This window comes from Streptomyces sp. NPDC005931 (assembly GCF_042871235.1).
Taxonomy (GTDB): Bacteria; Actinomycetota; Actinomycetes; order Streptomycetales; family Streptomycetaceae; genus Streptomyces.
Window position 1 is genome coordinate 175,329 of sequence record NZ_JBIAIG010000011.1, and the last position, 16,467, is coordinate 191,795.

General features: G+C 73.7%; 11 protein-coding genes. 1 reads left to right on the forward strand and 10 read right to left on the reverse strand.

Annotated elements, in window-relative coordinates:
* Positions 1–17 precede the first annotated feature (17 nt).
* The 6 genes from narI to ACFYOV_RS24625 all read right to left on the reverse strand — a co-directional run bounded on the left by narI (position 18) and on the right by ACFYOV_RS24625 (position 8,989).
* A complete protein-coding gene (narI, locus tag ACFYOV_RS24600) occupies positions 18–788 on the reverse strand; it encodes a respiratory nitrate reductase subunit gamma (RefSeq protein WP_389090686.1) in 771 nt (256 codons plus the stop codon).
* On the reverse strand, positions 785–1,459 hold the full coding sequence (narJ, locus tag ACFYOV_RS24605) for a nitrate reductase molybdenum cofactor assembly chaperone (protein ID WP_389090688.1): 675 nt from the start codon (positions 1,457–1,459) through the stop codon (positions 785–787). The genes narI and narJ overlap by 4 nt, the downstream gene beginning before the upstream one ends.
* The gene (gene narH, locus ACFYOV_RS24610; RefSeq protein WP_389090691.1) at positions 1,456–3,168 is read right to left on the reverse strand and encodes a nitrate reductase subunit beta; all 1,713 of its coding nucleotides are present in this window, start codon (positions 3,166–3,168) and stop codon (positions 1,456–1,458) included. The genes narJ and narH overlap by 4 nt, the downstream gene beginning before the upstream one ends.
* Before the next feature lies 1 nt (position 3,169).
* A complete protein-coding gene (locus ACFYOV_RS24615; RefSeq protein WP_389090848.1) occupies positions 3,170–6,859 on the reverse strand; it encodes a nitrate reductase subunit alpha in 3,690 nt (1,229 codons plus the stop codon).
* Between the two features lie 299 nt (positions 6,860–7,158).
* Positions 7,159–7,632, reverse strand: a complete 474-nt coding sequence (locus ACFYOV_RS24620; RefSeq protein WP_389090693.1) for a hemerythrin domain-containing protein — start codon at positions 7,630–7,632, stop codon at positions 7,159–7,161.
* Between the two features lie 109 nt (positions 7,633–7,741).
* Positions 7,742–8,989, reverse strand: coding sequence for a nitrate/nitrite transporter (locus ACFYOV_RS24625; protein WP_389090696.1), 1,248 nt, complete (start codon positions 8,987–8,989; stop codon positions 7,742–7,744).
* A 305-nt stretch (positions 8,990–9,294) separates the two neighbouring features.
* On the opposite strand from ACFYOV_RS24625, the gene ACFYOV_RS24630 reads away from it, so the two are divergent.
* Positions 9,295–9,717, forward strand: coding sequence for a pyridoxamine 5'-phosphate oxidase family protein (locus ACFYOV_RS24630; RefSeq protein WP_389090697.1), 423 nt, complete (start codon positions 9,295–9,297; stop codon positions 9,715–9,717).
* 279 nt (positions 9,718–9,996) lie between these two features.
* Here the strand turns inward: ACFYOV_RS24630 and ACFYOV_RS24635 are convergent, their stop codons facing one another.
* The 4 genes from ACFYOV_RS24635 to ACFYOV_RS24650 all read right to left on the reverse strand — a co-directional run bounded on the left by ACFYOV_RS24635 (position 9,997) and on the right by ACFYOV_RS24650 (position 15,713).
* Complete coding sequence (locus ACFYOV_RS24635) at positions 9,997–10,965, reverse strand: Acg family FMN-binding oxidoreductase (protein WP_389090700.1); 969 nt, start codon at positions 10,963–10,965, stop codon at positions 9,997–9,999.
* Between the two features lie 104 nt (positions 10,966–11,069).
* Positions 11,070–11,516 (reverse strand): hypothetical protein, encoded by a 447-nt coding sequence (locus ACFYOV_RS24640; RefSeq protein ID WP_389090701.1) that lies wholly within the window; start codon positions 11,514–11,516, stop codon positions 11,070–11,072.
* Positions 11,517–11,598: 82 nt separating this feature from the next.
* A complete protein-coding gene (locus ACFYOV_RS24645; protein WP_389090703.1) occupies positions 11,599–14,418 on the reverse strand; it encodes a multicopper oxidase domain-containing protein in 2,820 nt (939 codons plus the stop codon).
* Positions 14,415–15,713, reverse strand: coding sequence for a TIGR04053 family radical SAM/SPASM domain-containing protein (locus ACFYOV_RS24650; protein WP_389090706.1), 1,299 nt, complete (start codon positions 15,711–15,713; stop codon positions 14,415–14,417). Before ACFYOV_RS24650 ends, ACFYOV_RS24645 begins: the two co-directional genes overlap by 4 nt.
* Between the last annotated feature and the right edge of the window lie 754 nt (positions 15,714–16,467).

The following is a 16,467-nucleotide window of genomic DNA, read 5'->3' on the forward strand; positions in this document are numbered from 1 at the left end:
GCCCCGGGTTCCCCCTGTCACCCGACCCGTTCCCACCCACGCCGCGGCGGCCGGGCACCGAGGCCGCCCGCGTCCCGGCTGCGGTAGACGATGTACGGGCGGGTGAGGTAGCCGAGCGGTGCGGTGAGCATGTGCACGAGGCGGGTGAAGGGCCAGGCGGCGAAGAGCAGCAGGGCGCTGATGGCGTGCAGCTGGAACAGGATCGGGGTGCCGGTCATCAGGTCCGGGTCGGGCTGGAAGTAGAAGATGGAGCGGAACCAGGGCGAGATGGTGTGCCGGTAGTCATAGCCGCCGCCGACGATGTTCGCGGCGACGGTGGCCGCCAGTCCGAGGACGATGGTGACGGTCAGGGAGAGGTACATCGCCTTGTCGTTGCGGGTGGTCGCGGAGAACACCGGGCCCACGGTGCGCCGCCGGTAGATCAGGATGGCCAGCCCGCCCAGGGTGCAGACGCCGGCGATGGTCCCGAGGACGACCGCCACGACGTGGTAGGCGTCCTCGCTGATGCCGGCGGCTTCGGTCCAGCTCTCGGGGATGAGCAGACCGCCGATGTGGCCGAGCAGCACGACCAGGATGCCGAAGTGGAACAGCGGGCTGCCGATGCGCAGCAGGCGCCGCTCGTACAGCTGGGAGGAGCGGGTGGTCCAACCGAACTTGTCGTAGCGGTAGCGCCAGATGTGGCCGACGACGAACAGGGCGAGGGCGAGGTACGGCAGGAGGACCCACAGCAGGATGCCGCCGGTGCCCGACTCCACTGCCATGGTGACGGTCGGTGCGGATGCGGTCATCGCGGGCCTCCCAGGGTGGGGTCGGGCAGGAACTGCGGGGGCGGGTAGGGGTCGAGGCCGACCTCTTCCCCGGGCGGTCCCTCGGCGGCGAGCCGGGCCACGGCCTCGTGCTCGTCGCCCTCCAGGGCGGGCAGCGTCGCGGAGACCGAGTCCAACAGGGCGGCCCACGGGGCGTCCTCGTCGTGCAGGGCGAGGCGCAGCAGCTCGAGACCGGCGCGGTGCTCGGTGAGCAGGCCGTGGCCGGTGGGCGGGTCGGCGGCGGCGAACTCCAGGACGACCGCGAGGTGGTCGGGCAGCTCCCCGTCGGTGAGGCGGTGTCCGCAGGCCGCGTAGGCGCGTTTCAGGCGCAGCAGGGCGAGGCCGCGCTTGCGGGTGTCGCCGTGTGCGTAGTAGGTGAGGTACGGGCAGCAGCGCTTGCGGTGGTCGAAGGTGGCCACGTACGCGGCGGCCAGGTCGGCGAGCGGCGTCCCGACGGCCCGGTCGGTGAAGGCGACCAGGGGGCCGGCGACGGCCGGGGGCAGCGCGGGGGCGACCCTGCGGGCCAGGTCGAGGTGGCCCGGGTAGGCGTCGTCGGGGTAGTCCAGCAGAAGGGACTGGATCTGCCAGGCGGGGGCGTGCCAGGGCTGGGGCGCGGCCGACGTGACGACCGGCCTCCTCAGGAGGTTCTTCATGGCTTCGGTTCCACCTCTCCGCCCGTGGTGCCGGTGTCGCGTCCCCCGCCGGGGCCCTCGTCGGAGGAGGGCGGGAACAGGCCGGGCGGCGATCCCTTGCCGTCCCAGTTGAGGAGGTTGACCCGGGTGGCCTTGTCGACCGGGGTGGCGGGCGTGTCGGAGGTCTGCCGGTCGTGCAGGGCGCGGTAGTTCTCCACCGCGATCGGCGGGGCTCCGCCCGAGCTCTCGCCGAAGGGGCCCCAGCCGCCCATGCCGGGGCCGCCCTCGTAGTCGAGGCTGCACTCGGTGGCCAGTTCCTCGAGCTTGTGGGCCTGCTCGGCGTGCGCGGGCGGGATGACGTAGCGCTCGTCGTACTTGGCGAGGGCCAGCAGCCGGTACATGTCGTACAGCTGCTCGCCGGACATGCCGACCGCCTTGGGGATGGCGTCGTTCGGTTCGCGGCCGAGGTTGATGTCGCGCATGTAGGCGCGCATGGCGGCCAGCCGGCGCAGTACGGCGTCGACGGGGACGGGGTCGCCGGCGGTGAAGAGCTGGGCGAGGTAGTCGACGGGGATGCGCAGGGCGTCCACGGCGGCGAAGAGGTTGTGCGGGTCCTCGGCGTCGTGGCCGGTGTCGCGCAGGGCATCGACGACGGGTGACAGCGGCGGGATGTACCAGACCATGGGCATGGTGCGGTACTCCGGGTGCAGCGGCAGGGCCACCCGGAAGGTGTTGATCAGGGAGTGGATCGGGGAGCGCTGGGCCGCCTCGATCCAGTCGCGGGGGATGCCGGCCCGCTCGGCCTCGGCGACGACCTGCGGATCGTTCGGGTCGAGGAAGACCTCGCGCTGGGCGGCGTAGAGGTCCTTGTCGTCGGGGGTGGACGCGGCTTCGAGCACCTTGTCGGCGTCGTAGAGGACCAGGCCGATGTAGCGCAGGCGGCCGACGCAGGTCTCGGAGCACACCGTGGGCAGTCCGACCTCGACGCGCGGGAAGCAGAAGGTGCACTTCTCGGCCTTGCCGGTGCGGTGGTTGAAGTAGACCTTCTTGTACGGGCACCCGGTCACGCACATGCGCCAGCCGCGGCAGCGGTCCTGGTCGACGAGGACGATGCCGTCCTCCTCGCGCTTGTAGATCGCGCCGGAGGGGCAGGAGGCCGCGCAGGACGGGTTGAGGCAGTGCTCGCAGATGCGCGGCAGGTAGAACATGAAGGTCTGCTCGAACTCGAGCTTGATCTTCTCGGAGAGCTCGCCGAGCAGGTGGTCCTTCTCGCCGTGTTCGGCGGAGCCGCCGAGGTTGTCGTCCCAGTTCGCCGACCAGGAGACCTTCATGTCCTTGCCGGAGATCAGGGACTTGGGGCGGGCGACCGGGCTGTGCTCCTGGAGCGGGGCGTTGGTGAGGGTCTCGTAGTCGTACGTCCAGGGCTCGTAGTAGTCGTCGATCGAGGGCATTTTGGGGTTGGCGAAGATGCTGAAGAGCTTCTTCAGCCTGCCGCCCGCCTTCAGGGTGAGCCGGCCGCGCCGGTTGAGCTCCCAGCCGCCCTGCCAGGTGTCCTGGTCCTCGTAGCGGCGGGGGTAGCCCTGTCCGGGCCGGGTCTCCACGTTGTTGAACCAGACGTACTCCACGCCTGTGCGGTTGGTCCACGCCTGCTTGCAGGTGACCGAGCAGGTGTGGCAGCCGATGCACTTGTCGAGGTTCATGACCATCGCCATCTGGGCCATCACGCGCATGTCAGTACGTCACCTCCTGGTTGGAGCGGCGGCGGATGACGGTGATCTCGTCGCGCTGGTTGCCGGTCGGGCCGAGGTAGTTGAACGCGTAGGAGAGCTGGGCGTAGCCACCGATGAGGTGACTCGGCTTGATCAGCAGGCGGGTGAGGGAGTTGTGGATGCCGCCGCGCCGGCCGGTGGTCTCGGTACGGGGCACGTCGATGAGCCGGTCCTGGGCGTGGTGCATGTAGACGGTGCCCTCGGGCATGCGGTGCGAGACGATCGCCCGGGCGGCGACGACGCCGTTGCGGTTGACCGCCTCGATCCAGTCGTTGTCCACGACGCCGATCTTCGCGGCGTCCGGCGTGCTCATCCAGATGGTGGGGCCGCCCCGGGACAGGGACAGCATGAACAGGTTGTCCTGGTACTCGGAGTGGATGGACCACTTGTTGTGCGGGGTCAGGTAGCGGACCGTCAGGCCGAGTTCGCCGGTGTCGCCCACACCCGGCTCACCGAAGAGCAGGTGCATGTCCAACGGGGGCCGGTAGACGGGCAGTTGCTCGCCGAGCGCGGCCATCCAGTCGTGGTCGAGGTAGAAGTGCTGGCGCCCGGAGAGGGTGTGCCAGGGCTTGAGGCGCTCGACGTTGACGGTGAACGGGGAGTAGCGGCGGCCGCCGGTCTCCGATCCGGACCACTCGGGCGAGGTGATGACCGGTGCGGGCGCGGTCTGGGTGTCGGCGAAGGTGATCTGCTTGCCCTCGTGCTCGGCGGCGAGGTCGGCGAGCCGGGTGCCGGTGCGCGCCTCGAGGGCGTGGAAGCCCTGGGTGGCGAGGTGGCCGTTGGTGGTGCCGGACAGGGCGAGGATCGCCTCGCAGGCGTGCACGTCACGGGCGATGGAGGGGCGCCCGTCGGCCACTCCCCCGCGCACGGTGCCGTTCTTCTGCCGCAGGTAGTCGAGTTCGCGCTCGACCTTGAAGGTGACGCCCTTGGTGGTGGCACCGAGGGTGTCGAGCAGCGGGCCGAGCGCGGCCATCTTGGCGGCGACGGCGCCGTAGTCGCGTTCGACGGCGATCAGTTTGGGCATGGTCCGGCCGGGCACGGGCTCGCACTCCCCGGCCTTCCAGTCGCGCACCCGGCCGTGCGGGTTCGCGAGTTCGTCCGGGGTGTCGTGCAGCAGCGGAGCGGCCACCACGTCCTTGCGGACCCCGAGGTGCTCGGCGGCCTGGCGGCTGAACTCCTTGGCGAGGGTGTGGAAGGCGTCCCAGTCGGTGCGGGTCTGCCAGGGCGGGGCGATGGCCGGGTTGAAGGCGTGCACGAAGGGGTGCATGTCCGTGCTCGACAGGTCGTACTTCTCGTACCAGGTGGCGGCGGGCAGCACCACGTCGGAGTACAGGGTGGTGCTGGTCATGCGGAAGTCGAGGGTGAGCAGCAGGTCGAGCTTGCCGGTCGGGGCCTCGTCGCGCCACACGACGTCGGCGGGCCGGGCTCCCTGGGGGGCCTCCTCGGCGCGCAGATTCGAGTCGGTGCCGAGCAGGTGCTTCAGGAAGTACTCGTTGCCCTTGCCGGAGGAGCCGAGCAGGTTGGCCCGCCAGACGGTCAGCACGCGCGGGAAGTTCTCCGGCGCGTCCGGGTCCTCGCTCGCGAACTTCAGCCGCCCCGCCTTCAGCTCGCCGACGACGTGCTCGGGCACCTCGCGTCCGGCGGCGGCCGCCTCGTCGGCGAGGTCGAGCGGGTTGCGGTCGAACGTCGGGTACGAGGGCATCCAGCCCATGCGGGCCGAGGCGGCGATCACGTCGGCGGTGGTCTTCCCGGCGAACGGGCCGGCCGCACCGGCCGCGGCCAGGGTGTCGGCCGAGAAGGGGTCGTAGCGGAACTGGTCGGTGTGCAGGTACCAGTACGCGGTCTGGATCATGGTGCGCGGGGGCCGGCTCCAGTCGGCGGCGGTGGCGACGGTCTGGTAGCCGGTGATCGGGCGGACCTTCTCCTGGCCGACGTAGTGCGCCCAGCCGCCGCCGTTGACGCCCTGGCAGCCGGTCAGCGTGGTCAGTGTCAGGAACGCCCGGTAGATGGTGTCGGAGTGGAACCAGTGGTTGGTTCCCGCGCCCATGATGATCATCGAACGGCCGCGGGACTCCTCGGCGTTGGCCGCGAACTCCCGCGCGATGCGCGCCGCCCGCTCCGCGTCCACCCCGGTGATCGCCGCCTGCCAGGCCGGGGTGCAGGGCTCGTCGGCGTCGTCGTACGACAGGGGCCAGCGGCCCGGCAGGCCGGGGCGCGCCACGCCGTACTGGGCCAGCAGCAGGTCGAACACCGTGGTGACCAGGCGTCCGGCGACGCGCCGGACGGGGACGCCGCGCCGCACCCGGCCGGCGCCGCCCTCGGGTGTGTCGAAGCGGGGCAGCTCCACCTCGACGGGCGTCTCGCCGCCCCCGGCCGTCCCGTCGGCCGTGGACAGCAGCGGGTCGGTCCCGCCGAGGTCCAGGTTCCATTTCCCGGCGCCCGACTCCGAGAACCGGTCGCCGAGCGTGCCGTTGGGCACCACCGGGCGGCCGGTCGCCGCGTCCAGCAGGACGGTGCGGAACTCGGCGTGCTCGGCGGCCGCCTGCCCGCCGCCGAGGTCGGAGGCGGTGAGGAACTTGCCCGGCGCGAACGTGCCGTCGCCCCGTTCGTCCAGGGTGACCAGGAACGGCAGGTCGGTGTACTTCTTGACGTAGTCCTCGAAGTACGGTGCGCGCCGGTCGACGAAGAACTCCTTGAGGATCACGTGGCCCATGGCCATCGCGAGCGCCCCGTCGGTCCCGGGGCGGCCGGGCAGCCACTCGTCCGCGAACTTGACGTTGTCGGCGTAGTCCGGGGAGACCGCCACGACCTTCTGCCCGCGGTAACGGGCCTCCGCCATCCAGTGGGCGTCGGGGGTGCGGGTCACCGGCAGGTTGGAGCCCCACATGATCAGGTAACCGGCGTCCCACCAGTCACCCGACTCCGGTACGTCGGTCTGGTCGCCGAACACCTGGGGGGAGGCCACCGGCAGGTCGGCGTACCAGTCGTAGAACGACAGCATCGCCCCGCCGAGCAGCGAGTAGAAGCGGGCGCCGGCGGCGTGCGACACCATCGACATCGCGGGGATCGGGGAGAACCCGGCGAGCCGGTCGGGACCGTACTCCTTGATCGTGTGCACGTGGGCGGCGGCGACCATCTCGATCGCCTCGTCCCACGTCGCCCGGACCAGACCGCCCTTGCCGCGGGCCTTCTTGTACCGTCGGGCGCGCTCCGGGTCCGACACGATCTCCGCCCACGCGGCGACCGGGTCGCCGAGCCGTGCCTTCGCCTCGCGGTACATACCGAGCAGCACTCCGCGCACGTACGGGTAGCGCACCCGGGTCGGCGAGTAGGTGTACCAGGAGAACGCGGCGCCGCGCGGGCAGCCGCGCGGCTCGTACTCGGGGCGGTCCGGGCCGACGGAGGGGTAGTCCGTCTGCTGCGCCTCCCAGGTGATGATGCCGTCCTTGACGTACACCTTCCACGAGCAGGATCCGGTGCAGTTCACGCCGTGGGTGGAGCGCACCACCTTGTCGTGGGACCACCGGTCCCGGTAGAAGGTGTCGGCCTCGCGCCCGCCCTTGCGGTGCAGGGAGCGCAGGTCCCCCGAGACCTCGGCCCGGGTGAAGAACCGGCGTGACCGGACGAGTGCCTCCTCCAGTTCGCTGTCCAGACCGGGGGATCGTTTTCCTCGCCCGCCCTCGGCGGAGGGCTGGATGTCCGTGGCCACCGCTTCGCCCCTTCCCGGACCCGTTCGGCCCTGTGGACGCTCTCGTACCGTGCCGTGATCTCCGTCTCGCCTGCCCCTATCGTGCCGCGGGACACGTACAAAGTCAGCGCCAGTGCGCCATCCGGTCATATCGCCGGTCATACGACCGCCCGGCGTGGAGGTTCCACGCCGGGCGGTGGGGCGGCACCGGGTCGGGTCGGTACCGGGTCGTGCGGGGCGGGCCGGTGCCCGGGGCCGCGTCGTCAGGACGAGGGTTCGGGCACCCGGGTGCCGACGCGGGCCCGGACCTCCTCGACGGCCTCCCACTGGTCCGCGGTCAAGGTGGCCAGGGCGGCCGGGAAGACGCCGTCCTGCTCCTTGAGGATGTGGTCGCGGAGCATGGCCAGGACGTCCATCAGGCGGGCCGGCCACTCCGGGTCGGCCGGCACACCGGCCGCGGCCTCCGCCAGGACGGCCTCGATGCGGCGGTGCTCGGCCTCCAGGGCGGCGATGTGGTCCGGGAACTCCTCCGCCATGACCGGGAACAGACCGTGCTCCTCGACCGCGGTGTGCGGGGCGAGGACGTCCGCGATCGTGCGGGCCGTCGCCGCCATCGCCGCCACGTCCCCCGCCCGGTGGGCGGTGCGGACGGCGCCGATGAGGTTGACCACCGTGTCGTGCTCCCGGGTCAGCTCCGCCACCGTGTCCAGCGACTGGCAGCCGCAGTACTCGCACATGTCCTCGCTCCTTCCGCGTCGGCTTCCGCTCCGGCTGCCGTGTCGTGGGTGTCGGTGTCGTGTCGTGCGCGCCGTGCCGCGTGGGGCCCGTGCCGCGCCCGCGGTTGCGTCAACCGCGCTGGGCGGCGGGGGTGCGCCGGGTGGTGGTGGCGCGGCGGACGCCGGTGCCGGTGAAGGCCAGGGCGGCGGCGGCCACCACGGCCAGCAGGATCAGGCCGAGCGCGTAGTTGCCGTAGGTTCCGTACAGCGAGCCCATGACCAGCGGGGGCAGGAAGCCGCCCAGACCGCCGGCGGCACCGACGACGCCGGTGACCGAGCCGACCTTGTTCGCCGGGGCGAGCAGCGCCACCAGGGCGAACACCGCGCCGCTGCCAGCGCCGAGGGCGGCGGCCATGGCGAGGAAGGCGATGGTGCCGACCGGGGCGAGGGACGGGGTGAAGGACTGGATCGAGGCGCCGACGACCACGACGGCCAGCGAAGCGCTCAGCACCCGCACCGGGCCCATCCGGTCCGACAGCCAGCCGCCGAGCGGGCGCATCGCCACCGCCAGCAGCACGAACCCGGCCATGCGGTTGGCCGCGTCCGCCTGCTCGAGGCCGTAGCCGGTCTTGAGGTAGGTCGGCAGGTAGACGGAGAAGGCCACGTAGCCGCCGAACGCGACCGCGTACAGGGCGGAGGCCTGCCAGGTGATGCCCAGCTTCAGGGTGTCGGCCAGGCGGCGGGCCAGCGGCTCGGCGGGCACCGAGCGGCCGGGGGCGTCGCGCAGCACCAGCCAGGCCACCACCGCGTAGACGGCCAGCACGCCCGCGGTGATCAGGAACGGGCTCGCCATGCCGTTGGCGTCGACCAGCTTCACGGTGGTCAGGGCGCTGATGGCGGTGCCGCCCATGCCGGCGCCGAAGACACCGATGGCCAGACCGCGCCGCTCGGGCGGGAACCAGGCGCTGACGAACGGCACGCCCACGGCGAACGCGGTGCCGCCGACGCCGAGGAAGAAGCCGCCGATCAGGAGGGCGGCGAGCGAGGAGTGTCCGGCCAGGCCCAGGTACAGCACCGGGACGATGGTCGTGACGGAGACGAGCGGGAACATCACCCGTCCGCCGAACCGGTCCGTCAGGGCGCCGACCGGGATGCGGCCCAGGGAGCCCACCACGACCGGCACCGCGACGAGCAGCGACTGCTCGAAGGAGCTCAGGTCGAGGCTGTCCTTGAAGCGCGGCCCCAGCGGGCTCAGCAGCGCCCACGCCCAGAAGTTGACCGCGAAACCGACGGTCGCCAGGGTCAGCATGGTCCATGCCCGGCCGGACACGGTGGCTCCCCCGGGCGATGCGGCGTTCTTGGCCGACGGCTTCAACATGCCGTCCTTCCCTTCCCTCACAGGTGACGCGGCTCGGGATTGTTCCCACCGGCCGCGGGTTCTCACGGGTTGACCGGAGCCCACTGCAACCTTGCTGGCTGGGAGGCCACGTCGGGATGGGCCGACCGTCCTCGCCACGGGCCACAGGGCCCGGGCGGCAGGGCCCGACCGTCCCCGCCGGACCCCGCCGGGGCCCAGGTTTCCCTCCCGCCCGCCGTGAAACGTCCCGGGGCGCGGTACGAGCGGTCCCACATCAGGGCCGATAGGCCCTATCGCTGCCGGGCCCGGCGCCGGACCATGGACGGATGTCCCCTTCCGAAGGCTTCCGCGTACTCGACCGCGAGGAGTGTCTGCGCCTGCTGGCCAAGGTGCCGCTCGGCCGGGTCGTCTACACCCGCAAGGCGCTGCCCGCTGTTCTCCCGGTCAACTTCTCCCTGGACACGGACTCCTCCGTGGTCCTGTGCACCTCGGCCGCGTCCGATCTGGTGCGCGCGATCGACGGTTTCGTGGTCGCCTTCGAGGCCGACGACTTCCAGGCCGAGCGCCAGGCCGGCTGGAGCGTGGTGGTGACCGGCCGCGCGTCGGTGGTCACCGACCCCGCCGAGCACGAGCGCCTTCAGCGGACCGGCCCGCGCTCCTGGATGCCCATGAAGGACGGCGTGTTCGTACGCATCGAGGCCGGCATGGTCACGGGCCGCGAACTGGCGGGCCTGCGCACGGCCACCTGAGTGAGGCAGCGCCCTCCCCCGGTGGGGCGGGGCGGGCGCCGGAAGCGCCGACGTCTCCCCGTGCGCCCGCGCGGACCGGCTGTCCACCGTGGCACGGTGGGCCGAGGACCGCGGGGCGCCGCTGCACGTCCACCCGTCCGAGCAGACCGCCGACAACGTCCCGGCAGACCGCCCAGAACATGGGCCCGCCCGCACGGGTGAGCCCACGAGCAGCGGCCCCCGCTACGGGGCGGGTCACAGGCGGCGGCTCCCGCACGGCGCGGGCCCGGACAGGCCCGGTCAGTCCGTCGAGGGCCGGGCCCTCGGGGTGCGGCCGCCGTCGGGGCCGTAGCCGAAGCGGACGAGGAGCTGGGGCGAGCAGCGGCGGCGGGTGCCGGCCGTGGCCGCGCGCAGGTCGGGCCACTCCATCGCCTGGTGCAGGATCGAGGTGCGCACCCCGTGCGCGGTCGCCACCAGCAGGACGCGCTCCATGGCCTGGCCGGCCCGCAGCCAGTCCCGCCGCCGGTCGTGCGTCGTCCACAGCAGACCCACCTGGGCGTGCCGTTCGAAGCGCAGCGCCGGCGGCACCAGTCCGGGCAGCGGCCCCGTGAAGTCCCGCATCGGCATCCGCCCGCCCGCGTCCCTCGCGCCGAGCGCGGGCAGCGGAACGCCGTACGGCACGTCGGCGCCCGGTGCGGTGACCCATGCCCGGGACTCGGCGGTGCGCGCCGGGTGCGCCCGGTTGCGGGCCTCGCCCGCGGCGGTCAGCCGCAGCAGCCGACGGGTGCCGGGGATGTCGGGCACGTACAGGTGTGCCCCCTCCGCGCGGGCCGCGGCGGTCATCTCCGCGACGACCGGGTCCGGCACCGGCCGCCCGGTGAACGGCATGCGGCTGGTGTGCCGGCGCCCCACCGCCTCGTACAGACCGGCCAGCACGGGCCGGCTCTCCCCCAGCGGTTCGGCGAGCAGCACGGTGGCCATCAGGTCCGGCTCGCGGGAGTCCGGAAGGAGTCGTACGACCGGGTTCCAGCCGCAGTGCGCGGCGGCGACCCGGAGGTTCAGCACCGCCGCGCCCACGGACAGGTGCTGCGCCCGCGCGTCCGGGTCGGTCAGCGGGAGGGTCCTGCGGTGGTCCGCCCGCACCTCGACCGTGCCGGTCACCGCGTCCAGGCCGAACCGCCACGGCTGCGTGTTGTGGATCGACGGTGCGGCGACCGCCGCGGCGAGCAGGGCCTCGACGGCCGTGGCATCGACGGTTCGGGTCTGCATGTCGGCTCCTTCTTCCTTGGCTCCCCGTGCCCTCAACTCTCCGTCCGCGCACGGGTGCGGGCGAGGGTCCACCGGATCCGGCCGCTGGGCCGTGCGGCCTTCCGTCACGTCGCGGGCAGGGCGGTGGCGAGCAGCACGACGCCCAGGGAACCGACGAGGGAGACCACGGCGAGGGACCGGGCGATGTCCGTACGCCCCTTCGAGTGGGCGAAGCCGTGCGCGGCCGCGGCGATCATCACCACGGCGAACAGGCCGAGCTTGGTCGCCAGGGTGCGGCCGTAGCCGGGTTCGGCCAGCGAGGCCCAGGTGACGCCCTTGTGCCAGGCCATCGCCCAGCCGGTGCCGAGCTGCACCGGGAGGAACACCGCGCCGGTGAGCATCCCGAAGCGGCGCCCCGCCTCGGCCGTGAAGCGGGCCCTGGCCTCCGGCTCGAGCATGCGCCGAGCCAGCGGCAGGATCACCAGGGAGAGCGCCAACTGTCCCCCGACCCACAGGGCGGCCCCCGCGACGTGCAGGAACCTCACCACGGACCAGGGACCGACGGTGTCCACTACCGCGTCACCCCCCGCCTTCGCGTCCTCCGCAGCGCGTCGTCGTCCTGGTGCGCCCCGCCCCTCGGGCCCTCCCGCGCGATCACCGCGTCACCTTCACGACCCCGTGGGCCCCCGACTCGGCGTGCCGCATGTCGTGGTCGACGAAGGAGTAGTGGCCGGCCTCGGGGAAGACCGTCTCCACGTAGCCGCCCTGCGCGGGGGCCAGGTCGAGGACCTGTGCGCCTCCGGGGTCCCCGCGCTCCAGGAGCAGCGCGCCCTCCTTGTACACGGTGTCGAAGACGGTTCCGACGATGTGGAAGGCGACCCCGTCGGTCGGTCCGGCGGCGACCACCCAGAACCTGGCCCGCTGGCCGGCCCGCACGGTCAGCGGCTGCTTGCCGTACTGGGCCGCGATCCCGTTGAACGCCCAGGCGTCCGGGGTGCCCGCGCGCATCTTGGCGACCTGGGCCTCGCTGCCGGGGGTGCCGAGGTAGAGCTCGGAGGAGACCAGGACGTACTCGTGGTCGACCTTGGGCAGGCCCGGCGGGTCGATGACGACCGCGCCGTACATGCCGTTGCCCATGTGCTGGAGCATCGGCGCGGTGCTGCAGTGGTACAGCCACGCGCCCGCCTTCTCGGCGCGGAAGCGGTAGACGAGCCGTTCGCCGGGCTGGATCGTGCGCATGGGACCGTCGGGGGCGAGGGAACCGGCGTGGAAGTCGATGCCGTGGCCCATGCCCTTGTCGTCGTTGATCAGGGTGATCTCGAAGACGTCGCCGACCTTGCCGCGCAGAGTGGGACCGGGGGCGGTGCCGCCGAAGGTCCACATCTGCTGCGTTACGCCCGGGGCGACCTCGACGTCGGTGTGCGCGGCGCGCAAGGTGGTCCGGTGGAGCGTGCCGCCGGGGGCGGGGGCGAGGTCGGCGGAACGGCGCCGCCAGTTCTCGGAGAAGTCGGCCATGAGATCCGGTCCGCCGCCGGCGGCGCGGGCGGCGTGCCCGTCGTGCGAGCCGTGCCCGGCGCCGGCGTCCGTGCCGCTCCCGGACGTCTTCCGCACGACGATGTCCATCGTCATCCCGGCGGCCCGATGCCCGGGCAGGGTGCACCACGCCTCGCGGTCCCCGGTGATCCGCCCGAGGTCGAGGGTGTCGCTCTCGCCCTTGGACAGCAGCGCGGTGGCGGGGCCGTCCTCGACCGCGAGGTCGTGGCGCTGCGCGTCCTCGTTGGTGACCTTCAGCGTCAGGGCCGTGCCCTCGGCTACCTCGACACGGGCCGGACGGACCCGCATGTCGTCGAGGGTGACCTCGACGGTCCGGGTGACCGGGGCGGCGCCACCGGCCGCGGCGTCGGCGGCCACCGCCGGTCCCCCGGTGGTGCCGCCGCTGTTCGCCACGAGCACGGCCAGCACGGTGACGACGGCTCCCGCCGCGGTGCCCCACACGACGGGTCGCGGGGACGGGCGGGCCGGGTCGGTGGCCCCGCCGGCCTCGGCACCAGGAGTCCCGGCGGGGGTCCCGTCGGCCTCGCGGGTGCGGGCCGCGGCCGAGCCACGCACGAGGACCACGACGGTCAGGGCGACGAACGCGAGCCCGGAGGCGGCCGCCAGCAGCATGCCGCCGGTGCCGAAGGGGCCGGGCAGCGCCAGCAGCGCGACACCGGTGTTGAGGGCCATGAGCCGGATCCGCCATCCCCGTTCCAGGACCGCCCGCAGTGCGGGCCGCTGCCGTGGACCACTGCCGAGCACGACCGGCAGCAGATAGGTCAGCGCGCCGATCAGCACCTGCGCGACGAGACCGAGCAGCAGCACCGGCACCAGCACGCCGGTGCCTTCCTGCGCGTCGGCGGACGAGCCGGTGGCCAGCAGGACGAGGTCCGCGATCACGCCGAGGAACAGCCACACCGAGGCGGCGCCCAGCATCCAGGCGGCGGCCGCCGAGACCGGGCGTCCTCCCCGCAGTGTTCCCACGAACAGCCACAGGGCGACGGCCACGCCGGCCGCGTACAGGGCCATGCCCACCGCACCGGCCCACAGCAGGCCGTGGGCCGTGCCCGCGACCGCGAGCAGCAGCCCCGCGCCGGTCGGCACGAGGACGCGCCGGGCCAGTGCCGCGGTGCGGTCCGCCATGCGCACGCCCAGCACGGTGGGCCAGAGCATGAACAGCGTGCCCAGCACGGGCAGGCCGATCCACCCGAACAGGGTCACGTGCACGTGCGCCAGCCGGTACGCGGCGTGGCTCCCCGGCCCGGCGCGGCCGGTGGCCAGCAGCCAGCCCAGGACGACGCCGAGGACCAGCGCCACGGTGGCGGCGCGGTAGTAGCCGACGACCGGGGCGAGCCGTCCGCCGAGCGCGCCCCGGCCCAGCCGCACCAGCATCACCAGATGGGCGACGACCGCGGCGGCCAGGAGCGCGGCGGCGGCGGTGACCAGGCCCGGCAGCTGTGCCCACACGCCGGCGACGACGCCCAGGACCCCGGCGTTGGCGGCGGTCAGCCGGACGGTGCTCCAGCGCGGGTCCGGTGGCGTGGCGCGCAGCAGGGCGATGGCGAAGTGCTCGCTCCAGACGACGAGGGCGGTGGTGGCGCCACCGAGCAGGAAGAGGTGGATCGCGAGCCACCTCGCCACCGGCAGCGACTCCTGGGCGCCGGCCGCGCACAGCGCCGCGACGGCCCAGGCGACCACGACGACGTGCGCCCACAGCTGGCGTGAGCGCATCCCGGCCCCGTGGAGCCTGCGGGCTCGGTCCCCGGAGGAGGGCAGCACGGGCAGTTCGCGCATACCCGGGGCGGGCCCGACGGACAGGGCGGACGGACCCGGCTGCCCGGTGCGGCCCAGGTGCGCGACGGGGGTGGCTTCGGCGGGCCGGCCGGGCGCGGGCGCGGCTCGCCCGCCGGCGGCCGGCTCGTCGTTCGGCGTGGTCACGGTGCTCCTTGCTGCTCTCCGTGCGGGTCGTACGCGGGGGCGGGCACCGGGACAGGCGCGGGGGGCGGGGACGCCGGGGCCGGGGTGGGCGCGGGGGGCGGGGCGTCCGCGTTCAGCAGCGCCGTCAGCTCCCGCTGGTGGGGGAAGGAGCCGGGGCGGTAGCCGCACCACGGTTCCTCGGCGTACGGGTCGCGGGTGAGGCCGTAGGCGCGGGACCGGGAGCCGCCGCAGACCCGGCGGAATTCGCAGCTGCCGCAGCGCCCGCCGAGCCGGTCGGGGTCGCGCAGCCCGGTGAACAGCTCCGAGGTGCGGTAGATCTCGGTCAGCGGGGTCGTGCGGACGTTGCCCGCGTCGAGCGGCAGGAAGCCGCTGGGGTGCACGCTGCCGGTGTGCGAGACGAAGACGAAGCCGCGCCCGGCGTTGACGTCCAGCGGGGGGCGCCGGACCCGCCGCGCCGCCTCCAGCAGACCCAGTTCCCGGGCCCGCTCGCGCAGCTCCAGGTACAGCGGTCCCAGGCCGAGCGTCCGCACGTGGTCGTCACCGGTGTCGGCGAGGATCTGCCGCTGGAGCGCGACCCGGCGGAAGTGGTGGGCCTCGGTGGTCTTGGCGGGCACGGTCAGGCCGACGTCGTAGACGAAGTTGAGGACGTCCTCGACCTCGGACGGGGTGAGCAGGCCGAGGCTGCGGGCGCGTCCGGTGGGCACCAGGAAGAAGGCGCTCCACAGCATCGCCCCGTGGTCGGCGACCAGGCGGACGATCTCCGCGAGGTCGTCCAGGTTGTGCCGGGCCACGGTCGTGTTGATCTGCACCTTCAGGCCGAGCTCGCGCGCGGTGTCCCAGGCGTCCAGGGTCCACCGGTACACCCCGTCCACGCCGCGGAAGCCGTCGTGCAGTTCGGGCGTGGAGGCGTCGAGGCTGAGCGAGAGCCCGGCCGCGCCCGCGGCGTGGATCTCCTTCAGCCGGTCGGCGGTGAGGGTCGGGGTGCCGGAGGGCGACACGGCGACGCGCACACCGACCTCGTTGCCGTAGGAGATCAGCTCGGTCAGGTCGGGTCGCTGGAACGGGTCGCCGCCGGTGATCACGAACAGCGGCGCGGGGCGGCCGAACGCGGCGATCTGGCGCAGCAGGTCCTGGGCGGCCGGGGTGTCGAGCTCGCGGGGATCGCGGTTGGGCACGGCCTCGGCCCGGCAGTGCAGGCAGGCGAGGGGGCAGGCCCGGGTGGACTCCCAGATGACGATGAACGGCCGGTCGGCGCTGTCGTGGCGCTGGTGCCGGATGACATGGGGGTTGCTCATCCCCGCACCGCCGTCGGCAGGGTTCGGCCGGCCGCCCGCGAGTCAGGGCAGACAGGGCGGGCGGCCGGACGGTGACCGGTCCGTCCCACGGTCCGTCGCACACGCGGCGCACGCCTCGGCGGACGGCGGCGGAGAGAGCCGGGCGGGCGGTGGGTGTGGTCGTGCACGTGAGTACCTCCGGATCGGTCGCCGTCAGCTTCCGGCACGGAACGCCCCCGGCGGAGCGGCCGAAGTGCCCTCGGGGGAGGGCCGACGGTCCCTGAATTGCGCGCGGGCTCCGGTCCCGGGGGCGCGGTGCGCTCCGGCCTCACGGGTACGAGGCGGCGCCGGAGCGAGGGGCCGGGGGCGGGGAGGCACGTGAGGGCGGCTGCCGGGCGTCGCGGTGGCTGCAGGTCCGCGACGGCGCGTGACCGGTGCGGGCCCGTGATCCGCTTCGGTACGGGCGTGTCCATGCCGGGGACTGGTGTGACGTGCCGGGAGGGCGGCGCGTGGTCGGGCGCCGTGGCCCTGGGACACGAGAAGACGGGGCCGGGCGGTCCGAAGCGGCCGTCCCTGGCTCCCTCCCGGCCGTCACGTCTGTCAGCATCGGCGGCCCACGGGTCCCGGCACAGGGGCCGAACGGCCCCCGTCGGGGACCTTCCGTCCCCGGGGCGGGCCCGTGGGCGGTCCCGGGGGCCGCGCGGGGACCGCCCCGACCCACCCGCCGCCACTGCGGCGAGCGGGCCGCCCCCCGTCCCGGTCCACCCGTCCCGCG

Excerpts from the sequence above, each read along its gene's own strand:
- narI (WP_389090686.1), bottom strand. The coding sequence starts at position 788 with ATGACCGCATCCGCACCGACCGTCACCATGGCAGTGGAGTCGGGCACC.
- narJ (WP_389090688.1), bottom strand. The coding sequence starts at position 1,459 with ATGAAGAACCTCCTGAGGAGGCCGGTCGTCACGTCGGCCGCGCCCCAG.
- narH (WP_389090691.1), bottom strand. The coding sequence starts at position 3,168 with ATGCGCGTGATGGCCCAGATGGCGATGGTCATGAACCTCGACAAGTGC.
- ACFYOV_RS24620 (WP_389090693.1), bottom strand. The coding sequence starts at position 7,632 with ATGTGCGAGTACTGCGGCTGCCAGTCGCTGGACACGGTGGCGGAGCTG.
- ACFYOV_RS24625 (WP_389090696.1), bottom strand. The coding sequence starts at position 8,989 with ATGTTGAAGCCGTCGGCCAAGAACGCCGCATCGCCCGGGGGAGCCACC.
- ACFYOV_RS24630 (WP_389090697.1), top strand. The coding sequence starts at position 9,295 with ATGTCCCCTTCCGAAGGCTTCCGCGTACTCGACCGCGAGGAGTGTCTG.
- ACFYOV_RS24635 (WP_389090700.1), bottom strand. The coding sequence starts at position 10,965 with ATGCAGACCCGAACCGTCGATGCCACGGCCGTCGAGGCCCTGCTCGCC.
- ACFYOV_RS24650 (WP_389090706.1), bottom strand. The coding sequence starts at position 15,713 with ATGAGCAACCCCCATGTCATCCGGCACCAGCGCCACGACAGCGCCGAC.